A 21,448-nucleotide genomic window follows, 5' to 3' on the forward strand; every position below is an offset into this window, starting at 1 on the left:
AGGTCAATACGGCGACTGCACTGATGCCCGGATTTCGCAGTTGAGCCAGGCGCGTGCCAACCCCACATTAATTCTTAATTCACGGTTATTCATTTCGCAATGGGTGGATGTGTCTGATTCTATGGCGCGTCCTCACTGCCGATCAGAACAGGTGGGGACATGCCCCTGTGTTGTATAACTCACTCCCTGAGAAACTTATGAAGCTTATTAATATTCTGTCAGCCATCAGCCTGGCCTGCATTACCTCCCAGGTCTTCGCTAACCAGAGTGACTTGACCCTTACCAACTTCAAAGGCCCGCTCTACATCGTTGAAGACAAGGAGTATGTGCAGGAGAACTCAATGGTCTACATTGGCGAGCAACACATCACCGTCATCGGCGCAACCTGGACCCCAGCCACCGCTGAAAAGCTCGAGCAGGAAATCAGGAAAGTCAGCCCCCTGCCCATCAAGGAGGTGATCAACACCAACTACCACACCGACCGGGCGGGAGGTAACGCCTACTGGAGGGAGCTCGGCGCCAGTATTGTCTCCACACAGCTGACCTATGACCTGGAAAAAAGCCAGTGGCGCAGTATTGTCGACTTTACCCGGCAAGGGATGGAACATTATCCGGTCCTGGAACAAAGCCTTCCGGACCAGGTTTACCCGGGCGACTTCGCCTTGCAAAACGGTCATGTTCGAGCGCTCTATTTAGGCGCGTCTCACACCGAAGATGGGATTTTTGTGTACTTTCCAGAAGAACGTGTCTTGTATGGAAACTGCATCCTCAAGGAAAAGCTGGGTAACATGACGTTCGCCAATCGCAGTGAGTACCCGAAAACCCTGAAGAAATTGCAAGGGCTGATCAGCAGCGGTGAATTGCCCGTTGAAACGATTATCGCAGGACATAACTCACCGATACAAAGCGTTGAGTTGATTGACCATTATCTGAACCTGCTCGAACACGGCGAGCAGTAACACTTGCGGGGATTTTGCCAGTGTGGGTGAGCTCAGCGTAATGAAATATCGCGACTGCGCTCGCTGCCCAGACATAATACGCGCTCCAGCTCTTTGATATAGAAACACGGCGTGTCAGGGTTCAGGTCTAACTTATAAAAGGTCAATTGTGACGCATAACTGGATAAATAAGCGTAATTAAAGGCGACATCTCGATCCCGCACTGACATGCTTCTAAGCAGCTCATTACCGCCTACTGGGCTAGTCATAAATCGTGCACTACCGAAGAAGTTATTAACCAGCTCAAACGAAAACTTCTGGCTATCATAGTTGATTTTCTCAAAATCATGAATTTGATTTCCATGCGACTGAAGCCTGATCAGCACATTTAAGACTTCACCACTGCTCATGATCATCGAGCCGGTGGTGAAACAAGCGCCTTTAAGTAAATCTTTATGCGATGCTGATGAATACATCAAATGCAAGGCCACGAGTACCACGATGCCCACCAGCAGTCCAACACTGCGCTTGCTCACTTCAGGCACCTGTCTAACTGTTCGTCGGTCAAGAGGGCTAACTTCGAATTATGCACTGAAACAAATTCCACCGTACTGCCACTGATGCAAAGGATTTCGTAAAAGCTGTGCATCGTATTTAAAATCACTGTGCCGGGCACTTCCAACAAATTCTCCATGCGCCGTAGCACCGGTGCCATGGTGACTTTTAGCCTCTCGACTTCCGGCGTATTTGCACCGGTGTACCACACGGTCAGCAAGCCCTGCGTGTCTGTTTCTTTGACGAAGTCCGGCTGCAGCCAAAGGTTCCAATCAATCCGCCAAAGAAAACTCATCGCTAATATCAGCGTCGCTCCCATCAAGATATTCTCAGTGCTTAGCCGGCTTCTCAGCCATGAGAGCCTAACCTGCGGCACTTGCGGGCTTGGGGCGACGCTCGAAGTTAAAGGAACCGGAGTGCTCATGTTGCTAACTTGCCCGGGCGCAACCAAGAACTCGGAGTTAAACTGGTAACCCCTTCGCGGAATGGTCTGGATGATTTCACGATGCTCATCATCGGCCAGCAGCTCCCGAATCGTTGAAATAGCCTGGTTCAGGCTGTTCTGCCCAACGATACGGTCAGGCCAGCCAAAGGCAAAGATTTCATCGCGACTGACAATGGTGTCTGCCCGGTCAATCAGAATTTCCAGGATGCGACTGGAACTGTACCCCAGCTCAACTTTGCGCTGGTTATTATGTTCATGAATAACCAACGTATTGTGCGAGGGCCAAAATATAACTTGCCGCCCTTTAGAAGCACACAGGATTAATACTTTTTTAGCTTCCGTTTGAATACCCTTATCGCTCGACGTCGGGTCAATCGATGACTGCATGCTCTTTTCCTTGCAATGATAGCGGTGAGTACCTATTTCTTTAGATCACTCGGTTCATATCCGGATGAACTAACGAGAAATACCCATGCACCAAGTCTTCTGCAGTCAAGTCCTTTGAATAAAACCAACCTTGGGCGGTGACTGCCCCTAAGGCAAGCAGACGCTCCACTTGCTCGGGCGTTTCGACCCCTTCGACGATTACGTTGAGTTTCAGGTGCCTGGCCATATTCAGTAGATGAACCAAAATCGTATTGGCGCGTCCTTGATCTTTTTTGCTCACAAAGCAACGGTCAATCTTAAGAATGTCCAGAGGCAGGAAATCCAGATAAGACAAATTGGAATAGCCCGTACCGAAGTCATCCAGGGCGATCTTATGGCCCTGGTCGCGCAATTGATTCAAATGCAGGATGGCTTCGTGTTTATCAAGTACGACACCTTCAGTGATCTCAAATACAATGCGTGACGCGGGGATGCGATATTGACTCAATAATTGTTGAATAAACGCGGGAAACGTGGGGTCGGATACATCTTGAGAAGACAAGTTAATATTGATGTAAAACCCGTCACATGCCCATAGCAGGCACGAGTAATCTTCAATCACGCGCTGACAAATCCAACGGGTTGTCAACGGCATGATGCCGGTACGTTCGATCAACGGTATAAATACCGCAGGGCTTATCACCCGTCCTTTATGGGTCCAGCGTAGCAATGCCTCAGCGCCTACCCAAAGGCCAGTGTGCATATTCACTATCGGCTGATAGTGCACGCTCAACTCACCGTTAACCAAGCCTCTGCAAAACCTAGCTTGCATCGAAAAGTAATACGTATAGACCGAGGTGATAAACTTATAAAGGCCAATAATGGCACATACCCCAGCGGCCGACACAAACAATAAAATACAATACTCTATAAAGGCATAGGTTTTAGCCAATAGCGAAGGCCACTCCTCACCGAGGGCCTTATAGTTACCCAAGCTTTTCAACTCACTCAATATGCCGGGCTCAAAACCAGAGAAGTTACCATTGCTCAAATCGACAATACCGCTCAGGCGCTCAAAAATATACATTTGCGCCAAATGTTCCACCGAGTACAGCGACGCCCAAACCATCAGTAATGCGACGATCAACCAAAGCGCGACTTGCGCGACTGCTACCTGGGACCACATTGAAGACATAGAGTTTGCCCATGAGCGCTCAACAGAACGCCCACGCTTAAGAACGCGCTTGATTGCTTTCACGTATCAACCTGTTAGGTAAAGTCGTTTCTAGAACTGCGGGGCTAAATCTGAATAACACTCACAAGCAGGGGAATGAAGTGAGCCCGGTCGCTTCATGGCTACGGTAATGATTTATTGACTGCCCGATTTGGATGCTGAGGATAAAGCAGATTGGCGTAGAGGCGAGGTGATGAGTGGTGAATTCATAATTATTCACCACTCAAGCTTACTATGGACGCAGCCAAAATGCCGCGGCGTCCTGCGAAGGCCACCCATCCCACCTCCGTTATGCGTGGGTTCTCAGCAACACCTAGTAAATAGGGCAACTGTCATTGCGCACTTGGAGGGTATATCTCAATTTAAAAAGGTTAGCGTTCAGCACCAAAGCAACGTACCGTCTCCAACTCTTTTACATAAAAGCACTGACTGCCTATACGCGCCTTTATTTTATACAGGCTTAATCTGGAAAATTCGTTCGAATAGTAAGCGTAATTAAAGGCAATATCCCGATCTATGTTGATTTTATCTTTAATCCATTCGCCGTCCCGCTCTTGATTCGTCACAAACCGAGCATTACCGAATAGACTACTCACTTGAGTCAGAGAAAAATCCTGGCTATTTTTATTAATTGCTTCAAAGTCGTGCAGTTTATAGCCATGGGACTGTAAGCGCTGGCTGCTGTCATACACAGCGCCACTGCTCATGATCAGCACTCCCGAGGCAAAAAACGTGCCTTGCAATATCTGCCTACTCGACTGAGCCGAATAAATAATATGCAAAATCACTAATATCACGACTAACCCAGACCAAGTGAACGCCCATCGAATGTTTAATGGTTTCAATTGACGCACCTGTTCAGTTGCTCATCTGTCAACTGGGACAATTTGGTTTTATGCACCGTCACAAACTGCACAGATCGTCCTTGATCAATACAGACGATCTCATAAAAACTATGCATTTTATTGAAAATGATGGTTTCCGGTTGTTTGACAACCGTCTGCAAACGATCAAGCAAAGGCTTGATATCGGCCTGCAACTGCGTCAGCTCTTCTGGGCTTTCCGAGACATACTGAACGTCTAACTCGCCCAATGCTTCACTTGCACTGAACAAGCCGTGCTGCAACCAAAGCGCCCAGTCGATACGCCAGACTAACGTTGCTGCTAGTGTAATCGTCAGCACAGCGAGCAGCAGGTTGGTAGAGCGTGGTAGACGCCCTAATGCAAAAAACGCTTGCGGCTGAGTGATACCTTCAGCAGCATCTGCTGCTACCGGAGGCGCTGGGGCAGAGTCGTCGCTGACGTTAAACTCTTCACGGTTCTCGCTCAGGTATGCCGAGTTAAATCGATACCCACGCCGGGGGACCGTCTGGATGATCGTTCGCTGTACATCATCGCCCAGCAGATCACGAATATTGGAAATCGCCTGGTTCAGGCTGTTCTGACCCACCACCCTGCCCGGCCAACCGTAGGCAAACATTTCCTCGCGCCCGACGATAAGGTCGGCGCGGCTGATCAGCAGTTCAAGCAGTCGGCTTGAGCTGTAACTCAACTCGTGTCCAGTGATAACGCCCCCCTCACTTACCCTCAACAGGTGTTGGCTGGGGGAAAACTCTGCATACCGCGAAACCTCATGAAGCCTGAGTATGACCTTTGTGGGGACCACCGACGAAAGAGCACTGCCATCGGCAATTTCAATGGGTTGCATTAATGTCAATACCCCGCGTCTGTCTTTCAACCACGTCAATGGACCACGCGTGCCCAGAAGCACTCGGTAGCCGACGTATCAGCGGGAGTATAGACAGGTTTAAACGGGCCTCTAAGTGCTGTTTTTGTTTATTGATAGTTGATTGTAAAAATCGCCGTCGCATTCGCCGGGCCACTGTGTACCGTTGAGTTAGACAGCCTGAGGTAACGTGCCTTGAGCGCAATGACATAACTGCCGCCCTCTTTGGGCTGGAGTGAAATGCCACTGTCGAGCAACGTCGAGAGCCTGATCGGCCGGGAATTCTCCAGAGCAAGTTGTACACCGACACCTTGCGCCGCCCTCTCAAGCCCTGGGCCCTGCACTGTGAGGCTCAAGATTCCCTCGTCAGTGGACACCGCCCGCTGGGTGGGGTCGATACGGAATGCAATTTTATTGGTTTTGAATACTACGCCTGGCTCAAGTACGTTGACCCCTACGGAGTAGTACCCGTAAAACCCCGGGCACTGATTGAGCACGATAGAAAAGTCTTGCCAGGGCGTGTAGCCAGTTTTCTCAAGGGTACCCACAGAGTGCTGGCCCAGATTGACCTGAATGTTCGGCGCCTGGCAGGTTTGCGACACCACCCTCAACTGGCCCGACGGCCGCACCCTGCGCACCGGCAACTGCCGCCCACGGATTTCGTAGCCGATGTTCACGATTGGCAACGACGCACTCAAGACGGGCCCCGCTTCGACATGCGCACTGACCTTGACAAACGACAGGGTGAATTTATCCAGGTTCGTATCACGAAACACGCAGGCTTGCGGTCCTGGGCAGTCAGGTAGTTTTGCAGTGAACGGAAAGGCGCGGTTATCGACGTCCAGGATGCGCACCCCGATGCCTGCAAGGTTGGTGGGATAGGTATTGCCGTTTGCACCGGATTGATAACCGGGGATAGGCCCAGAGACCATCTCCAGGTTGCGCTTGAGGTTAATATCCCGGGTTCCGGGTGTACATCGGATAGATGCGACACCACCTGGGGTGAAGACTTGACGATATACCTCGGTGCCGACGGGGATATCGCGGCCGACGGTAATCTGGCTGATGCGCAGCGGCATTGTCGAATCAATTGCCCCGCCCGCCTCGACCCGTTCGCAGTCCGCCAAGGCGTTTCCGGCTATCCATACGAGGCTCCACACCAAAAGCGATTGAGCCGCGAAGTTGCCAAACATATTTTATCTCCTCAGGCCAAACCGGATTAGGGTTGAACCGCTGTGCATAGGCTGTTTCGGCTTTGCAAGCCTGACCCACCAGCGTCGGGCGCCGGCAGCAGCAACAGGCACTGCTGAGTGGCCTCTCGCCCCCAACTGACCCTTACTTGGTCCACCCCTTCTGGTACCCGCGCGTAGAGCTGCCCTCCCTGCCCGACCAAGCCTAACGACGGACCGGCGGCAAGGCTCACGGTGGCACCAAAAGGTACGGGGCTGCCGTCAGCTAAATGCACTGTGAGCAACAGCGCGCGTCCCGAATTGGTTGCAAAATCCACCGCTAAAACAGCCCCGGCAGTGGGCACCACTTTGCGGCTTGATTCGTTCAGATCCACACTCGAGGATGCGCCGCGAGGGTCGATGCCCACCTCGTTGAGTTCATAAGGGCGCAGGTAAGGCACCACGGCATTGCCCTGACCATCCAGCTTGATGCCCGGAAATCCCACCACTTCAGCCCCTTGGGCGCCCTTGGCACTGATTAACGCAATGGTGTCGCTGCGAAAAGGACTCAGCGTAAGCCCCTTGGGATGCCCAACCAGACCGCCGCCTACACTGACACCCAAGGTGGCATAGTCATCGCCCTGACTCAGCGAGCCGCCGAGGGAGGTTTTGGCGCCTTGGTACTGGCCGTTCCACGAAGTGCCCGACGTGCCACTTGCCCCATCACGCTGGAGCCCAACGCCGTAACTGTATTGATTGCCCTCGCTGGCGCTACCGCTGAGGTATAGATCTTCGCTGAGTTGCCCTTGGGCATCGCGTGCCAAGCGCGCCGACAGTTGAGCGTAATTACGCGTTGAGCCAAATGCCAATGGCAGGTTAGCGGTGAGCAGGTAGGTGGTGTCCATTGCCCCGAGCGCCTGGCGGCTGCGGTTGGCATTAAGACTCAACCCCACACGCCCCAGTCGGGTGCTGTAGCTGAGTTGATACTGCAAGTCACTTCCCGCCGTGTTCCTGTACCACTGGAATGACGCGCTGACCCCTAGCTGCCCCCACTCTCCGATCTGCTGATTGGCGCTAAGTGTCACACGGCGGCTCATCCGCGAAGCCAGGTCCATGGACGAGAGCACGTTCTTCTCAAACTGTAAGCGCTGCGACGCATCGTTGAGATTGTGAGCGCCAGTGGCCGAATACCAATAGGATGCTGCCGTGAAGTAACTGCCGGTCTCCAGCACACTCTTGCTGTACAACAGGCGCAGAGTGTTGCCGTGCTCTGTACCACTGACGAAACGGGTCTTGGACTGCGTCAGGTCCAGCGCCAGTGCGCCCAACTGCGTATTCAGGGCCACGCCGGTCAACAACGCGGTGTATTTGTCGCTCGCCTGCAGCCCGCCTTCTCCAGTGAACATATTGTTCAAGCCATGCTGGAAGGTGGCTTGGGTAAAGTTGGGCGGATCGTCGAGGTACTGATTACGTAACTGCCCCGCCGTCAAGCTGTAACGCGATACGCCGGGGCGCAACAGTTGACTGACCGAAGCGTAGGGTACGGTGAAGCGTTGCTGGCTACCATCGGCCTCAATAACGGTCACGCTCAAGTCGCCGCCATAGCCACTTGAGTAGAGGTCGTCGATCACAAACGGTCCAGGCGCGACAAGGATCTCGCGCAAAATGTTGCTCTCCTGACGGATGACCACGCGCGCGCTGGTGCGTGCGATGCCGCGAATCATCGGCGCATAACCGCGTAGCGATTGCGGCAGCATCCGATCATCCGAGGCCAACTGCACGCCTCGGTAGAGCAAACCGTCAAATAACTCGCCCGTTGTATGGGTCTCCCCAAGCGTGAGTTGGCTTTTAAGGCCCGCCAGATCACGTTGCAGGTACGTGTTCAGCGCCTGGTACGCGGCTCCATCTGTCGGTTGCCAACTCACTGAGCCATTATGGCGAGCACGCCAATGGCTCAGGTTTATTCCGGCGTCAAAGCTCAAGTAGGCTGAATCTTGGCCATGCCCCTTGAGAGTGCGGGTTGCGTTAGCGGAGTAGCCGAAAATCGCTGCGGTGGTGCCGCGGCTCCATAACTCAGAGCTGACATACCCTTGGGCATCACGGCGCAATGCGACTTGGGGAACACTCACGCGTAAGATCAGGTCTTGCAGGTTGAACGTCGCACTGGCGCCCCTCACTGTTTCAGGTAACACCAAACAGGACGGGTCTCCTAAAGGCGTCAGGTAGGCTGTCGGGCTGACGCCCAATTCATCCAGCAATTGCGGGGTGAAGCAGGGCTGGACGCCCCACTCCGATGGGGAGAAAAAGATATTTTTGCGCCCGATGGGCTGCTCATTAACAAATACGTCCGCCCTGTATTGCCCCGGCAACACCGCATTACCCTTTTGAAAAGGCGCCAGGTCCAGGCTCTCTGAGCCTTCAGGCAGAAAAGCACGGTTAAAAAGCACCTCCTCTGCGAAAATCTTTTGCCCACACGACATGCCCAGAGCCAACAGCCAACCAACAACAAGTTTGGATAAACGCGAGACACAGAAGTACCGAGCCACTTCAGCCCAGGAGTCAAAAAAAGTGTTCATGGATTACTCGTATGCACTGTTCGCAGCGATCGCCACTACCGCGACTAAGGCGTTAGCGGCCGCTTGACCAACACATCCGCGCCATAGTCATTGATAGCGCTGAGTTCCACTAGAGCCTGAGGCCCCGGCAGGTTTTTTAGCGTGGGCAAAGCAAAGGAGTGCTTGGACTTAGGCGCGAGCATTTCACTACCGGCCATAAACCGCTGTTTGCCATCCACCACACCCACTTTGGCTACGGTGACATAGAACGCCGTGGGGTTATGCCCTTCCAGTGCCAGACCACCGGCCTGGCGGATGATGCGCCATTGAACCTGATCAATAGCGTCGGATGCGTTGCCGCTCAACGTTTCAGGACGATAGAAAATCTTGATTCGCGAGCGAAAAGCCATCTGCAACAAATTAACCGGCGTGTCAGCCGCCGCAGGCGCGGTGGGCACTTCGAGCAGGTTGAAATAATAAACCGACTCTTTATCTTCGGGCAGGCTGGCACCGGTAAACATTAACCGCACACTTTGGCCCTGGTTTGGGTCCATGCGAAATACGGGGGGGGTTAACAAAAAAGGAGCAGTTGAATGGGTGGGGCTGGAGTTAGGGTCTCCGCTGTCGACCCAAGTCTGCACCAGTACCGGGAGCGCTCCGTTATTGTCCAGCGTTACGGTAATTTCTGCTTCTTTTGCCGGGTAGATCAAGCGTGTACCGGTAATGACCACACTGGCACTCACCTGACAACACACCATTGACATCAGCACCACGGCCATTCCGTAGCGTATCGATATAAGGTAAGCCATAGAATCCCTTGCTTGGCTGATCAAGTTCCCAGCGCTGTCTTTACTTATAAAGGCAGCACTGAGAGTACGAGCGGTTATAGCTTATAGATAGCTGATTGAGTACGTGACAGCACCCGCGAAACTACCCGCCTGCACCGGTATACTGGTGGTTAGATATTGAACAGTATATGACTTCGTCATACCGCTGCTGGCAAGAGGACTGTAGTCAGAGGACGCTGGTGCGTTACCAATAACCACTGCCTCGTTATTGGAATTTTTAATTTGCAGCACGACGCCCATCGCAGCAGAAGCCACTGGTGTGTATCTATTAAGCACATTACCGCCCGCGATGCCGTCACCGCCCTGGAAAGCGATTGCGGCACTCCCTGCTGTTGTTCCCGTTGTAGCCGAGCAATTCGTCAGCGCAAAATTCAGTGCCGTAGCGCCTTTAATAGCACCTACGGTATCCATGCCAGTCGAACTTATCGTCGGCAATGCAACGGTTGTTGTACCCGCAGCAGCACCATTCACTGTGATGGTGCAGGTGGTAGAACTGATACCACCGCTAAAATTAATAGTACCGTCAGAGGCTGCATTCGCAACCTGGATAGACGATGCGATCATCAACAACGAGACAGCGATTACTTGACGTTTCATTTTAATAACTTCCCTTGTTAAACTTAAGTCGAGTGTGGCGCAACACAAGTGAGCCATACGCACTTCCTATTGCGCAACACAATCAGCCAAACACATGCAACAACATCAAGCAACTCAAAAGTTATAAAGCATGTTTTTCACACGTTTCCTGACTCACCCCTCCCTCAGCGCAAAGGTGCAGCATTTTTACCTTGATCAGCATGCGACACATATCAGATCACATCCCGCTTACTCGTAACTGATTGAATACGTCACACTGGTTTGAAATGGACCAGAACCTATCGCATCACTATCAGCGATATACCGAACGTAATACTCCATCAAGTCAGCCAAGGGCATGGCGGTCTGGTTTAGTTGAGAGGGGTCTCCTACCCTGATGGGGTTCATCGACGCGTCGTATAACTGGAGTGCGACCCCAGTAGCTGCGTGGGAAGTCAGTTTGTTTTCCAGAGTACCGCTCTCGCTTACGTTCGATCCACTCTGGAAATACACACGGGCCTTAGTCACCAAACTGGACAAGCACCCCGAGAACTTAAACGTGAACCTTGTCCCTCCCTTGGTTTCTCCTTCCACCGACATTCCTTTACGGCTCACTCTGGGTAATTGAACTAAAGGCGCAACAGATGTTGAGTTATTGACAGCGATCGTACAGGTTTGCGCCACCAACCTACCGCCAAAGTTAAGGGTACCTTCACCCGCAACCGGTGCGGCTACTACTGGCTGGACAAGCGAAATCAACGTCGCTATTAGCGCCATAACCCTTACACCGGATTTATATATCATCACTCTACCTCCCTGGCTGCATTTAAACGCTTCGTTTAGCAGGCTGTTAGGCACAACCTTAGCCCTCAGCCAGTACACCGCCAATGAAGAAGAGTGATTCACGATTAGTCACGCGAGATTACCCCAGCTTATTGCGAGCCGCTAACGCCTGCAGTTGCGATATCGAACGCAATAACATTTTTTCAAAAATATTGGTTTTATACACACTGATATGACGCCTGCCAACATTCATGTTTTCGGCGATTTGCCTATTACTCAAACCCCTCGCCAACCCTTGAAATACCATTAGCTCGCGATCCGTCAACGTAGCAATCAAATCAGTTTCATTGGCAAACGACCGCTCGCGCGTTTTGAGGGGTGCTTTAATAAAGTCGAAATAAGCGTAGCCCGAGCGTATGGCCCGAAGAATAAATGCCAGCCCCCGCACATCCCTTGAAACGCGTAACGACACCGTGGCCCCCGCACGGCTGTAACGCGCAGAAAAATGCTTGGAGTCTTGCTGTGTCAGCACAATAATTTTCAGTTCGCGGTTGCCGGCACGCAGCTGCCTGATCAACTCAAGGCCCTCAATATTGAAGGTGGCAAGGTCCAAGATTGCAATATTCGCAAGCCGTGTTCGCGCAGCCTCAACAACCTGTGCCGCGCACACTGTGTTGATCAATACGTTGACAGATTCCGCCTCTAAAATATCGGCCATTTCGCCGCCTATACACCAACAACCCGACAGCACAACGGCTGATATTGTTTCCATCACTCTTTCCGCCTCTAGCACATACTTTTCGAGAACGCTATGACCAGGCAAGCGCTCGACAAGACGCTCAGCCTAATTCAACACACGCTCCGATTAACCTAAAACATGCCTCTTTTGGCTCATTCACATTGCGCCGCACTTCAAATCCAATCACGTCAACGTGCAAGGAGTTATACAGACCACATGACAGGCTTTTCATGCTTTTTGACTTAAGTTAAACGATAGCCAGGTAGATCATGTGTAAATGGAAAATGTCATGGAGGAATCACACGTGAAAATTATTACATTCAAGGTCGGTGACACCGGTTGTCTGGGTAGCGACATCAAGATCCGGATATTGACGATCCAAGGTAAGCAGGTCCAATTAGGGTTTGAAGCGCCAAGAGATATCCCTATTTATCGCGCAGAGCTGGTCCTGGCTCCGAAAAAACGCCAGCGGCAAAACGATAAGTTAAAGAGTGCAACCTCCGAATAGCCGCTTCTTAGCCTTGCACCCTATCCTGGTCGTTAATCGACCAAGATAGGGTATTTTTCCCTTGCAGGATGATGGCAAGTAAGCCGCAGATTGCTGTTCTTGCTTAGTTAACCCTCAATGCTCAGGAATACGCATCTGCAATCCTCTGCACCGGTAACTATCTATTGTCGTTCGACAAGAGCGTACCAAGACTAAACCTCGAGTCAATCATAGGCAAAGGTAATGCTGGCTACTGCGTTGGCTTCGCCAGGGGTGATGGAACTGGCAGTCTGAATATACTGCGGCGTCAGGACAAACTGGGCAGTGTTGCTCAGCGTGGATTTATCCTTCACCCGCCATTGGGCTGTGGAGTTTGAATCGACAAAGCTCGAACTGGGTCCATAAGTCACCAGTGAGCTACCATCCCTGAGAAACTGAACGCCTACTCCGGTGGCAGTAGTAGTGGCTCCGGGTGTCAACTGCAGTGTCTGTGTAGAGTTACCTGAATCATTTTGATCCGTCATGGTTGCCAAAACCCCGATGTCAGGAGTGCTGCATTGAAGGCTCACGGTTACCGGCGCGTTTGAAGCGACTGTAGTGCCGACCCCTTTAAACCCTAGAGGGGAAACGACTCCCATATTAATGACAGCCGGCGAAAGACTCGCCGTACAACCGCTCTGTTCATAAGTCAGTCTGAACGGACCTAAAAACACATCACCATCAGCTCTAAAGGTAGAAAAAAAATTAGCTTGTCCGACAATATTCCCACCCAGGACATATGAACCAGCCGTTATATTCGCACTTGTTGCAATGAACTTTATTTCATATGAATAAGCAACGTTGAAATTTGCTAGAACTCCATCTTGAAACTGCTTGTACCCGTTACCTGTATTCTGTATATGCGGCCCCGTATTGGTACAGCCAATTATAATAGCACATTCTTGCGAGAATGTTCTCAAGATAAATCCAATACCTGATAGCTCTCCCCCCGGCAGGTACACGTCGTATACGCTATAGTTATATCCAGATTCAGAGTAAGATATATTTGACACGGGCGTATTAATGGTCAGACCAAACTGTCCATAAATAGTACCTTGACTATTCATCACTTGCTTCGGACCACCCTTAATCCAACCGGTTAACGCCTCACCTATTATCGAGTTATTGAGCACAGGCTTTTGTATGACAACGTCCTGGGTATCTATGGATGTACTACGGGCTCCCGCCGAAGCGCTGTTAGACATAAATAACAGTAGCATCGAAAGAACAAGAGCACTGCCTTTGCTTATCAGCCTCATGAAAGTCCTCATTACTGATACTCCAAAACAAAATTTGCGGTCGCGTTGGCGGGTCCAGCGGTAACCGTACTCGCAGTGGAGCGATACTGCGCATAAAACAACAGTTCATTCGTCACTACTGCCGGGGTGATCGTAAAAGCCGATGACTGGGTATTAATTGGAATGGCTTCACTGTTCACGTCGAGTATTTCAATCGCCAGGCCCGTGGCAATGCCGTCCCCTTGGGTAAGTTGCAGAAGATAGGCGTTATCTGTGTCGGCAGCGCCTTGAAAAGACACTTTCACTGCCGTTGCATCACCACCACATCTTTCAAGGCCAATCACGAACTTCTGCTTACCCCAAGGGATGTTACTTGCATAAAACTGTTTAGTGGCAACATTACCAAAGTCCACCGTCATCTGCTGCGAAGCGAACGAAACCATACAACCGTTAGCAGCGATCGCCCCGTTGATATTCACCAGCACGTCATAGGCCGCGGCGTGATGACAGAAGGTCCACCCTGCAATCACCCAAAGAAAGCGCTTTCCCATTACACACACTCCGCCGCCAGTTTACTGATGTCCTTAAGTTCACTGCCCTCGTCCAGCTGGTAGTTAACCGTGCACTGCCCTCCAGGGCCGTCTTGCCACCACACCTTCAATTGCCCCTCCAGAGCAAGGCCGGACAGGAACACCTGACCGTTGTTACCCACAATGTTATCGCCTGGGTTTGCCGCCTGGGTCACACTTGCACCAAAGGGCACGGGCATACCTTTGTAGGTAATATTCATAAGTGCACGCACCCCTACCCGCACAGCGAAGGTGCTGCGCACCAGAGCACCTTGAGTCGGCACGGCGTAGGCGACCGGGTTGTCCAACTCGATGTTATTGGCCAGGGAATTGATATCCAGGGCTACCCTGTTTTGTCGGTAGGTCGAAGCTGAAGGCACCACGGCATAACCGCGAGAATCGGTTTTTATCCCCACACCGCTGGCAAGCTTCACTTCCTTGGCCAGTGGAGCTTTCACCAGGATGTTGGTTTCCCCCAGCGGCTGACTGAACGTCATACCATCCTCATGAGCCACGATACCGCCACTGAAACCATAATTAAGGCGACTACTGCTGTTGCGATTGTTGTAGCTGTAGCCGACATTGGCGTTACCGGAAGCACCCCGATAATGTGCATTCACGTTACTGCTGGCTACATGATCCTTGTCGCTATAATTCTGTTGTGCGCCATAACTCAGATTATTGTGTTCCAGCGCAGTGCCGGTCACACCCGCGCTGTATAGCGCATGACCTTTGTTATTGAGTGTCTGCCCATAATTGGCATACGCAGAATTATTTCGCGGACCTCTTTTACCCGTCCATGCGCCGTCACCCAATGGCAGGGAGACACTCAGCGCAAAGACCTGATCCGTGCTGTTAACCCAAGCGCTTTTATTATAGCTATAAGAAAGGGAATAATTGACCCCTTTCAGCGACGTGTGATAGCCAGCCTGCAGCAGGTCGGTAACTTCCTGGGTGTTCCAAAATGTCTGCCGATGACCGCTGACATACACAGAACCAAAGCTGCCCAATGGTTGAGAAATATTGAGCTGTGCACTGCTGCGCTTTGGGTAGTTCAAATTGTAATAATCGTAGAACTCAGGTTTTTGATAAACCTCGCCGTCTTGAGTTATAACCGACGGTCGCCTTTCCATCATTTTACTAGCCGTGTCACTAAAGTTATAAAAGCCGCGAGTGGAATACTGATAACCCGCCAACTTGAAATTGGTACCGGAGCCTATCAGGGTTTTGGCATACAACATGCGGATCGAATAACCGGTATGCTGGCTATCGTCCGCCAGAATGCTGTGGGCCGAAGTCACATCCAGCGACAACGCCCCCCAGTCTCCCAGGTTCTGGCCCGCGCCTAAGGAGTACGCTTTGTATTTCTCTGCATTCTGTACTCCGCCGTATAGGGTCAGGCCGTGGGGCAGCCCCCATGCCAAGGTGCCCTGGAGGATAGTTGGGCTGCTCTGGTAATCAGCGCCCCGTAGCGTACCGGCAACCAGATCGTATTTGAGCCGACCTTCGCGCTGCAAAACCGGCAGCGAAGAATACGGCACGCTGTATTGATTCACTCGACCATCCGCTTCACGCACACTGACTTGCAGATCGCCATTGGACGAGCTCGGATAGAGGTCGTTGATCGTAAAAGGCCCGGCCGCTACGTAGGTTTGATAGATCACGTTCCCGCCCTGACGGATAGTCACTTCGGCGTTGCTGTTGGCAACCCCTCTGACGACCGGAGCAAAACCTCTCTCACTGTCCGCCAGCATGTTGTCATCCGACAACAGCCGTGCCCCTTCAAAGTTGAAGTTGTTGAAAACCGTGTTCGATGTCGATGTCTGCCCCAGTATCAGGCTGCTTTTGATCCCCGGTAGCGCACGCTGCGCATAACTGTTCAGGGTTTTCCAACTGACACCGGCATCCGAGTAGTAGCCATTGCCCTTGTCAACCGTCGAATCATTCCTCAAGCGCCAGGCACCGATATTCAGTCCGGTATTGAGGTTCAAGAAATAGTTATCACTGGATGCACTGTTGGAAGCGGTACTGTGGGCCCCTGTGAAGTTGTAACTGACCAAGAGTGCACTAATTCCGTTGTCCCACTCTTCTACAGGTACGAAGCCTCTGGCCTTGCCGGTTAACATTGCCTGGGGCACGCTGACGTCCAGCCGCAACTGTTCCAGGTTCAAGCGACTTTGCGCTTCAGCCATTAGCGACTGTAATTGAACGCAGCTGCCCGGCAATACGGATTCCAACCCCGGAACAGCGGCAGGGTTGATATTGAAGTCCTTGATCTCCTGAGCACTGAAACACGCAGCAAGCGCAGGAGCGCCGTCTGTCGAGTATGTATTTTCCTCAAACACCACATCACGAGTATTGATAAACGCGCCATTCAAGTAGACGTCGACTCGATAGGTGCCTGGCTGAATGGTGTCCGCCGCTGAAAATCTGGAAAGGTTTGCAACTTTCGTTTTGGTGTCGGACAGAAAGGCCGGATCAAAGTACTGATCGGCATGTACCCAGCCACCATAAATCGAGGCAATCAAATATACATATATCTTGGCATAACGAAAAGCAGTCACGTTGACTGCAGAATGCTTAGTGGCTAAATCCATATTAGCCGGTCGGGGACACCATCTCATTCCGCACACCCTAGTTATTCTATCCATATAAATATCGAGATTAATAAATCTTCATCCAGCAAACTATCTGACAGGTACCTCACACTAAGTGCCCAGCTTCAATCCGTATCATTTTCAGTAGTGGCCCATGGCTTATTCAAGGACGAACAAATACTAGCCGCCATTAAGAAGCTGATTGAACAAATGCAGAAAAACCAGGATTTACCGCTGCTTTATTTCAGCTTGATCAAAGCGCCGTAATCATTTACAAAGGAATAGTGAAGTTCACCTTTGGCATTTTCCGGCACACTGACCTTCCCTTGTCCATAAGGTGCGACCATGGTGTTGTCCAACACATGCTCGCCAACTGATACTTTGATTAGACTGATAAAATAAGGTGTTGGATTATTGATCGCCAAGGTGTTACCCACACGTTTGACCTCTACTTTCGATGCGGAGTCCTGAAGCCCGTTTGCCAACTCTTTAGGTCGGTAAAGAAGCTTGATGCGACTGACCACCGCCAGCCGGAGTTTGCTCTGCCCATCATCTGCATCCCGCTTTGTCGAAGGGATCGCCTTGACATTGACCCAGAACAGCGTCTCACGATCCTGCGCCAAGGGCGGACCAGCGTAGACCAGGCGCAAGGTATTCTCGGCGGGTGCGCTTTCTGTTGCTTGCTTGATAACGAACAGGGGGGGCGTCATCATGAAGTCTTGGGTGACCCCACCTTCAGCGTTATCGATCCAGGATTGCAGCAAATAGACATTGTTTTTATCTGTATTACTAACAGACAGAGAAACCTGCTTGCTGTCTGCCGGATAAACAACCCGTGTCGCTCCCAGCCCTACCCCTCCGGCGAAAGATGCGGTCGAGACTAACGACAACAAGAGTGCAGCACCTGCAACCATCTTTTTTTTGTACGCATTAAAAACGTCCAAAATCTATTCCTCATCAATTTCCACGATGCATTTTTACATCTTTGCGCTTACTGATAGACCAGGGTGAAGTCGGCTGTCGCGTTGGCAACCCCAGGACGCAAAAATTGCTCTACTAATCGATACTTCGCAAAAAAACTTAAAGTATTGATACCTTTGCTCAACGACGCATACTCAATGGGGTTGGCATTGACTGCTAGCAACTGGTTGTCAGCATCAAATAACGCCAGACCAATACCTTGCGCTGCGTCGGCTCCTCCATTAATTGCCAATACCTGCAAATCCTCCTCATTGGCGATGCCGCTAAAGCTGACTCCGACTGACTCACTGACATTACTGTTACAGTCATCCAACTGAATGGAGAAGGGTACTGCCTGGCTGTCACTCCCAACCCCCATGAATTGATTACTTGTCACAGTACCCATGAGCACTATCTTGTCGGAATTACTGATACTGACGGAGCAGGCCCCGGTGACCACGGCGCCAAACACCGCGACTCTTCCACCGGGGAGTGTTACGACAGTATTAGAGCCACCTGCAGCATTGACCACTGAATGGGCCGAAATCGTCAAAAAGGCTACCAAAACGCTGACCCATATAGACACTCTATAGACGTTCAAGCTTATACACTCCCTGCCAGCAAGTTAGTTTAGTTATAAAATGCCCGTCCGGGCACTTTATAACCATTTTTCGCCTCCTTTACTGATAGTTCACCACGAAATCAATATTGGCGCTTGCATCGCCTGCTTCAACAGCACCCAACACAGAAATATAGCTCACGCTAAATGGTAAAATGTTACGACCTGGAATTAACTGAGTCTGCGTACTTACCCCGGCATTTGGAGCAACAACAATATTATTCTGGTCCCTGATCTGCAGACCAATGCCCGTCGCTTTGCCAGCCCCGATACCCGCATCAAATGCTTGAGAGTTAGCGCTGGCGGTTGCTTGAAATTTTATAGTCGCAGTTTGCGAAATGGCTGTATCGCAGTCAAGTAGCTCAATGTTGAAGCGCGTTTTGGATGCCTCAACACCCAGTCCCGTAAAAGACGCGAGTCGTACCTGCCCCATATTTACTGTCAATTCCGAAGATGCTGCACTCACTGCACAGGCCGCGTTGACCACGGAACCGGTGAATTTGATTGTGCCTCCCGTTACGCTCGTTACAGCGCTGGCCATGCCACAAGACATTGCTAAAGCCACACCACAGAATGCCGAGATTCCTTTATTCATTACTGATTTTCATCCATTATTGATTGTCATTAAGGGTGTAAGCACCCCCCTTGATATGAGCACGGACACCAATATAGTGTGATCTCCGACCTCATAAATATGACAGCCAAACAACGCACAAAGAAATCAATAAAAACATTTTCACAGCTTTTCACATCAAGACGCTTCTTTCTCAACGCTTTTAATGCGCTTTATCGAGCGCAGACGCTAAAAAGTCTCTGCGTTCGAGGGAGCGACGAAGGTCGTTATCGATTTGTTATTTATTTACGCCAACACGCAGTGAGAACTGCCGACGTAATAGCGTAACCACGCCCGTCGCCAGCACAATGGTCGACAGCGGCAATGCCAGTAATATTCCGGTAACTCCGAGCCAGGGCGCTAGTATCAGCAAAAACGGAATTTGAATGCACATATTTGCCAATGTAATCATGGTCGCCCTTCTGCTATCGCTGACCGCTTGATAATACGCTGCGGCGAGCACTAAGAATCCGTCCAGAAACAGCACAAACAGATGGAGGCGAACAGCGTCAATGGCCGCCACATCCAACGCAGGGTCTTCGTCGCTGATAAATATTCGCGTGCCAATGTATGGGAAGATGAGAATCATTAGTACCAACACCACGCCCGTGCCCATCACCCAGCGCATTGCGAGAAAGAACACCTTGCGGACTAAAGCCGATTGCCCCGCACCATGAAAGTAGCTGACCAGAGGTTGCATACCACTGGCCAAGCCTTCGGCCAGCAGATAATAAACCGTCATTAAATACCCGGTTATGGCGTAGGCCGCCACGTTCACGGTGCTGCCGTAATGCATCAACGCGGTGTTGTGCAATAACGCTGCGAAGCTGGCGTAAAGGTACATCAATAAACTTGAAAACCCATTAAGCAGAATCTGCCGACAAGGTAAGGGCTGTAGGCAAAACTCGCGCAGGGCCAGGCTTAATGGCAGGGAACTGTAACGGGAGAACAGAAACACCAAGCCGATCACTGCCGAGAGCGACTCGCCGGTGACTGTCGCAATTGCCGCCCCCTGCAGCCCCCAGCCCAACTGAACGATAAATACGTAGTCAAGAACTATATTAGTGAGTGCGCCTACGAGCATCATGATGGTGGCCAACATGGGAGCACCCAAGTTTCTGACCAGAATGGGCATGGCAATACTGGCCATTACCAACGGTGAGGACCAACCGATAATTTGCAAATAGCCACTGCTATGGCGCTGCACGCTGGCATTGGCACCTTGCAAAGCAAGCAAGCTATCGCGCCCGGCGATGATCAAGACGCTGACTACAACACCTAATAATACCAACAGCCACATGCCTTGTATGAGAAAGCCCTTGGCCCTTTGGAAGTGCCCTTCGCCCTGGGCGATTGAACAATGAGTGCCCGCCCCTGCACCAATCATAAGGCCAACACCGGCCATCAGGCCGATCCAGGGCCACGCCATGTTAATGGCTGCCAGCCCTTCGGCGCCCACGACATGTCCAATAAAGATTCCGTCGACGATCTGATACAAACCACTGACCAACATTGCCATGACCGTGGGCAAGGCATAACGCCAATAGGCTGCAGTCACGTTATCAGACGTAATAGCGATTGAGCGCCTGTTCATAGTGCTGACCTGAGCTGATTTGAGAGTAAGGAGTTCCAGTCGCTTGCCATATGCATCGCCCAGTGTTGCTTTGGTTGAAAATAGATTCACCTAAACTCAAACAACGTAAACGCGCAGCTCAAGTTACATTAATTTCGAGCGAAAAAGGCTCAAAAGTCATTAATTCACAATTACTCACATGCCTGGCCAGTGATGCCGTTTTATACGCACCATCGGGACGCTTTCATAGAAAATAGAGTCCGCCATTGAAACCAACCACCAGCCCCCCATTCACCGCCAATAATAATTCTTCATAAGATTATAGAAGGCAAATCAAAAACTCAGCCTACACTGCGCATAGCTCGAAGAGTTTACGATTCCCCGATTTATGTGCGCCCAATAAGTTTCGAGAAATGCAGAGCAAAATCCACCCGCCCTCGCAGTTATTACGTTGATTCTAAAAAGAGCAGATACGTTAACGCCCTCGCCTTCTAAATCATAAATCAATTAGCATTCTATTCCTATGCTGCCACCCACCAGCGGGCTCTCTGAATGTTCTGCCTTGGCGATATTATCAAACTGGAGCGGTCATACTTACCATAGGCGCACACTGCTGCATTTAGTGGGCAGTAGCCTCGACAGCGAATTGTGGTGTATAAATGCCTAATCTGTAATCTTACGACTTAAAACCTTACTAACCGCTGGTGGAAAAATCATTCTTGTGGGCGGTCTTAGTTCGCAATCCAATTACGGGCTAGCATTTACTGTTGGGCATCAAAAAACTCGCACATCATGCCTTTAGTAGATCTTTTAAAACAA

At 51.0% G+C, this 21,448-nt stretch carries 20 protein-coding genes; 2 read left to right on the plus strand and 18 right to left on the minus strand.

The window, feature by feature from the left end:
• The first annotated feature begins 197 nt into the window (after nucleotides 1-197).
• Complete coding sequence (gene blaPFM / locus ACR52_RS25235) at nucleotides 198-959, plus strand: PFM family subclass B2 metallo-beta-lactamase (RefSeq protein ID WP_053221259.1); 762 nt, start codon at nucleotides 198-200, stop codon at nucleotides 957-959.
• A gap of 32 nt (nucleotides 960-991) precedes the next feature.
• Here blaPFM and ACR52_RS25240 read toward each other — a convergent pair whose 3' ends face one another.
• The 11 genes from ACR52_RS25240 to ACR52_RS25285 all read right to left on the minus strand — a co-directional run bounded on the left by ACR52_RS25240 (nucleotide 992) and on the right by ACR52_RS25285 (nucleotide 11,913).
• Nucleotides 992-1,474 (minus strand): hypothetical protein, encoded by a 483-nt coding sequence (locus ACR52_RS25240; RefSeq protein ID WP_048730586.1) that lies wholly within the window; start codon nucleotides 1,472-1,474, stop codon nucleotides 992-994.
• Nucleotides 1,471-2,325: a winged helix-turn-helix domain-containing protein gene (locus tag ACR52_RS25245; RefSeq protein ID WP_048730587.1), complete on the minus strand. Its 855-nt coding sequence runs from the start codon at nucleotides 2,323-2,325 to the stop codon at nucleotides 1,471-1,473. The genes ACR52_RS25240 and ACR52_RS25245 overlap by 4 nt, the downstream gene beginning before the upstream one ends.
• A gap of 40 nt (nucleotides 2,326-2,365) precedes the next feature.
• Nucleotides 2,366-3,562 (minus strand): EAL domain-containing protein, encoded by a 1,197-nt coding sequence (locus ACR52_RS25250; RefSeq protein WP_152687689.1) that lies wholly within the window; start codon nucleotides 3,560-3,562, stop codon nucleotides 2,366-2,368.
• A 347-nt stretch (nucleotides 3,563-3,909) separates the two neighbouring features.
• A complete protein-coding gene (locus ACR52_RS25255; RefSeq protein WP_152687690.1) occupies nucleotides 3,910-4,245 on the minus strand; it encodes a hypothetical protein in 336 nt (111 codons plus the stop codon).
• Between the two features lie 134 nt (nucleotides 4,246-4,379).
• Nucleotides 4,380-5,246: a winged helix-turn-helix domain-containing protein gene (locus ACR52_RS25260; RefSeq protein ID WP_048730591.1), complete on the minus strand. Its 867-nt coding sequence runs from the start codon at nucleotides 5,244-5,246 to the stop codon at nucleotides 4,380-4,382.
• Nucleotides 5,247-5,374: 128 nt separating this feature from the next.
• Nucleotides 5,375-6,457, minus strand: a complete 1,083-nt coding sequence (locus ACR52_RS25265) for a fimbrial protein (RefSeq protein ID WP_048730594.1) — start codon at nucleotides 6,455-6,457, stop codon at nucleotides 5,375-5,377.
• A 26-nt stretch (nucleotides 6,458-6,483) separates the two neighbouring features.
• On the minus strand, nucleotides 6,484-9,009 hold the full coding sequence (locus ACR52_RS25270) for a fimbria/pilus outer membrane usher protein (protein ID WP_048730595.1): 2,526 nt from the start codon (nucleotides 9,007-9,009) through the stop codon (nucleotides 6,484-6,486).
• Nucleotides 9,010-9,053: 44 nt separating this feature from the next.
• A complete protein-coding gene (locus ACR52_RS25275; protein ID WP_236692189.1) occupies nucleotides 9,054-9,767 on the minus strand; it encodes a fimbrial biogenesis chaperone in 714 nt (237 codons plus the stop codon).
• Between the two features lie 111 nt (nucleotides 9,768-9,878).
• A complete protein-coding gene (locus ACR52_RS29800; protein WP_161799317.1) occupies nucleotides 9,879-10,433 on the minus strand; it encodes a fimbrial protein in 555 nt (184 codons plus the stop codon).
• A 228-nt stretch (nucleotides 10,434-10,661) separates the two neighbouring features.
• Nucleotides 10,662-11,216: a fimbrial protein gene (locus ACR52_RS31905; protein WP_082143234.1), complete on the minus strand. Its 555-nt coding sequence runs from the start codon at nucleotides 11,214-11,216 to the stop codon at nucleotides 10,662-10,664.
• Nucleotides 11,217-11,334: 118 nt separating this feature from the next.
• On the minus strand, nucleotides 11,335-11,913 hold the full coding sequence (locus tag ACR52_RS25285) for a response regulator transcription factor (RefSeq protein WP_048730600.1): 579 nt from the start codon (nucleotides 11,911-11,913) through the stop codon (nucleotides 11,335-11,337).
• Between the two features lie 325 nt (nucleotides 11,914-12,238).
• Here ACR52_RS25285 and ACR52_RS25290 point away from each other — a divergent pair, with 325 nt between their 5' ends.
• Nucleotides 12,239-12,442, plus strand: a complete 204-nt coding sequence (locus tag ACR52_RS25290) for a carbon storage regulator (protein WP_161799318.1) — start codon at nucleotides 12,239-12,241, stop codon at nucleotides 12,440-12,442.
• A gap of 203 nt (nucleotides 12,443-12,645) precedes the next feature.
• Here the strand turns inward: ACR52_RS25290 and ACR52_RS25295 are convergent, their stop codons facing one another.
• The 7 genes from ACR52_RS25295 to ACR52_RS25325 all read right to left on the minus strand — a co-directional run bounded on the left by ACR52_RS25295 (nucleotide 12,646) and on the right by ACR52_RS25325 (nucleotide 20,740).
• On the minus strand, nucleotides 12,646-13,719 hold the full coding sequence (locus ACR52_RS25295; RefSeq protein ID WP_161799319.1) for a fimbrial protein: 1,074 nt from the start codon (nucleotides 13,717-13,719) through the stop codon (nucleotides 12,646-12,648).
• A gap of 11 nt (nucleotides 13,720-13,730) precedes the next feature.
• Nucleotides 13,731-14,249, minus strand: a complete 519-nt coding sequence (locus tag ACR52_RS25300) for a fimbrial protein (RefSeq protein WP_048730606.1) — start codon at nucleotides 14,247-14,249, stop codon at nucleotides 13,731-13,733.
• A complete protein-coding gene (locus ACR52_RS25305; RefSeq protein ID WP_048730607.1) occupies nucleotides 14,249-16,864 on the minus strand; it encodes a fimbria/pilus outer membrane usher protein in 2,616 nt (871 codons plus the stop codon). Before ACR52_RS25305 ends, ACR52_RS25300 begins: the two co-directional genes overlap by 1 nt.
• Before the next feature lie 239 nt (nucleotides 16,865-17,103).
• Complete coding sequence (locus ACR52_RS25310) at nucleotides 17,104-17,808, minus strand: fimbria/pilus periplasmic chaperone (RefSeq protein WP_082143238.1); 705 nt, start codon at nucleotides 17,806-17,808, stop codon at nucleotides 17,104-17,106.
• A gap of 47 nt (nucleotides 17,809-17,855) precedes the next feature.
• On the minus strand, nucleotides 17,856-18,425 hold the full coding sequence (locus ACR52_RS25315) for a fimbrial protein (RefSeq protein ID WP_161799320.1): 570 nt from the start codon (nucleotides 18,423-18,425) through the stop codon (nucleotides 17,856-17,858).
• A 79-nt stretch (nucleotides 18,426-18,504) separates the two neighbouring features.
• A complete protein-coding gene (locus ACR52_RS25320) occupies nucleotides 18,505-19,038 on the minus strand; it encodes a fimbrial protein (protein WP_082143240.1) in 534 nt (177 codons plus the stop codon).
• 256 nt (nucleotides 19,039-19,294) lie between these two features.
• Nucleotides 19,295-20,740 (minus strand): MATE family efflux transporter, encoded by a 1,446-nt coding sequence (locus ACR52_RS25325; protein WP_201779002.1) that lies wholly within the window; start codon nucleotides 20,738-20,740, stop codon nucleotides 19,295-19,297.
• Nucleotides 20,741-21,448 lie beyond the last annotated feature (708 nt).

The organism is Pseudomonas fildesensis (genome assembly GCF_001050345.1).
Taxonomy (GTDB): domain Bacteria; phylum Pseudomonadota; class Gammaproteobacteria; order Pseudomonadales; family Pseudomonadaceae; genus Aquipseudomonas; species Aquipseudomonas fildesensis.